The organism is Emticicia sp. (assembly GCF_049241225.1).
Taxonomy (GTDB): Bacteria; Bacteroidota; Bacteroidia; order Cytophagales; family Spirosomataceae; genus Emticicia.
Genome location: NZ_JBMLRC010000172.1, coordinates 1 through 2,707 on the forward strand (window position 1 = coordinate 1; position 2,707 = coordinate 2,707).

2 protein-coding genes are annotated in these 2,707 nt (G+C 39.0%); one reads left to right on the forward strand and one right to left on the reverse strand.

What is annotated here, in order from left to right; all coding sequences use genetic code 11:
* Nucleotides 1–1,289: aspartyl protease family protein (locus ACOVO2_RS09910; protein WP_421769813.1), on the forward strand; the 1,289-nt coding region annotated here is incomplete at its 5' end.
* 48 nt (nt 1,290–1,337) lie between these two features.
* Here ACOVO2_RS09910 and ACOVO2_RS09915 read toward each other — a convergent pair.
* Nucleotides 1,338–2,390: a DNA/RNA non-specific endonuclease gene (locus ACOVO2_RS09915; protein ID WP_421769814.1), complete on the reverse strand. Its 1,053-nt coding sequence runs from the start codon at nt 2,388–2,390 to the stop codon at nt 1,338–1,340.
* Between the last annotated feature and the right edge of the window lie 317 nt (nt 2,391–2,707).

A 2,707-nucleotide genomic window follows, 5' to 3' on the forward strand; every position in this document is an offset into this window, starting at 1 on the left:
TTAAAATTGAAATAGCTATGGAAAACTTATCCAAACTCCGCTTGATAGCTATCTTATTGATAATCAGTCAGTTGACTTTTGGTCAAAAAGACAGAAAAAAAGATGACCGTTACGGGTATCATTTTAGAGGCAAACACCAGAAAATTGCTAAATTTGACTTTGACCTACACGCCAATCTTATCGTTTTGAAAGCTCAACTTGATGGTTCAGACACACTTCGTTTCATACTTGATACGGGCGTTAGCTCAACAATCGTTACTGACCCTAAACGAGCATTGTCTTTGGGAGTTAGATACGTGCGTCGTGTGAAAATTGCAGGTGCAGGCGAAGGCGAAGCCTTGATGGCGAATGTTTCTGTAGGACATACCATTCGTATTGGTGATGTGATAGCCAATCAGCAAAGTTTAGTTGTGCTAGATGAAGATGTGCTTCAATTGTCAGAGTTTTTAGGAGTGCCTGTTCATGGAATTTTTGGGCATGATATCTTCAGTAATTTTGTTGTAACGATTGATTTCGAAAACAAAAAACTTACACTAACCGACCCCAAAAAATTTAAGTATAAAAAATCAATGGGTACGCAGTATCCGATTGTATTGACTCAATCAAAGCCGTATACCGATGCGATTGCGATGGTGAGCAACGACCAAAAACTGATTCCGATGCGATTAGTCATTGACACAGGAGCGGGACATGCACTTTTACTGAATGCAGGTGAAAAAGAACCGATTCAGCTACCCGATAGAGTGATGCGAGCTAATTTGGGGCGTGGCTTGAATGGTGAAATAAATGGAAACATTGGTCGTGTCGATAAAATCAAGATGGGAAGTATAGAAATGAAAAATATATTGGCTTCGTTTCCTGATAGTTTATCGTTTAGTATGAAATTTACACCTGATGATACCAAACGTCAAGGAAGTATCGGTTGTGAACTATTACGCCGTTTTACGGTAACGCTCAATTACCGTGATGGTTACATGATTATGAAACCACTACGCAGCCGCATGAAAGAAACCTTTGAACATGATATGAGTGGCTTAGATGTGCGGGCCAAAGGAACAGAGTTTAATAAATATGTCATCAATAAGGTTATCGAAGGTTCGCCCGCCGATGCCGCAGGTTTGCAAGAAGGCGATGAACTGATTTTTGTGAATGGACAAAATGTAAAAGACATGACCATCAGCGAAATCTATAAAATTTTATCTCGCAAAGAAGGCAAAGAAGTTGAGTTTTTCTTTAGAAGAAATGGAGAATTGAAAGTTGCTACTTTCTACTTAAAACGCATGATTTAAGTAATTTTAAGGAAGGCTTCGTTTTAAACGAAGCCTTCCTTTGACGTACTACTGAATTTTCGTCCAAGCTGCCCAATCGCTACTGGCTTCTACTTTAGTCTGAATATCGGCAGGAAGTTTAGCAAAAAAATCTAAACCTGTTGCTTTCTCTACCTCATCGACCGAAACCACATAATTATTCATTCGTTTGCCAAATAAAGCTTCATTTGGTAGTAAAAATGCTATCGCACGTGGTTTTTTGCCTGATTTTGGCTGGTAAAATAAGGCAATTTTATAAAAATATTCGGGTACAGCTACATTATTATATCGGCCGATTGTAGGTAAACCTTTTCTAAGTACTGGGCCCGTAACAATAAATAATTCTTCGTCTCTTACGGCCCATCCACGCATACGACTTTCTATGTTTTCCCAAATTCCACGGTTAAAGTCGGGCACTTGCGGAGCGATATTACTCATATAAAAAGTTTCGGTCATAAGTTCCTGGCAGCACTTAAAATCGCCCGCAGGAACTAAATGCCCACGGTCGTAACCCGTGCTGCTATAGTCTCCCGAAAGTGCCGAATTGCCTTTCACTTTTCGGTCGGGCATAAATTGATTATCGCCTCGGCTGGCTGTTCCGCGAGTATATTCGCCACGTAATTTGTGAGCCACCCAAGCTGGCACTTCGTAGTCTTCTTCGTAGCGAAGTATATAGTTTTTGTGTTTGATAATCTCGTCGCCTTTGCGAATAGCGGGAAGAGCAAAATCAGGAATTTCGCCATTATCGCTGCTTTCTTCTTGCGTATCGGTATTAAAAACCTTATCTTTTATTTTATCAAAAATCGAAGTTTCTTCTTCTTTGTCTTCACTTTTTTGTTCACTTTTCTTGTTCGTTGCCGTTGCTACGTCTTCATAGTTTTTATCATCTTTAGTAGCAGTTGCTTCGATGTCTGGTTCGGGAGCTTTGTATGGGTTTTTCTCTTCTGATTTTGTGCTTTTCGATTCAAAAACACCCGTTACAACTTTCCAAAAATTGCCGATTGGACCAGATTTTTCTTTGAAATAAAGGAAATATCCAATGCCAAAAAATATTAAAATAAGAATAATACGATTAGATTTCATGTACCTTTAATTAAGCCCTCCCTATTGGGGAGGGTTGGGTGGGGCTTTTTCTCCTGCAAGTTTACGACAAAACACAAGATAATATTGCTTTTCTTGAAATATTAAAATTTTTTAAAAACCCTGTCTCAAATCATTTTTTGCTTCTATCTTTGTTATCTTAACCTTAATATCTCAATAATGACGAAAAACTTCATTAAAAACATCATTTTTTGTGGCCTTTGGGCAAGTACAACTTACGCCCAACAAGTGCTTCCGCTCAATGATATGTCGGCGTTTCGCCCAATCAAAGAAAACTGGAGCATTGTTGGCGGTATCAC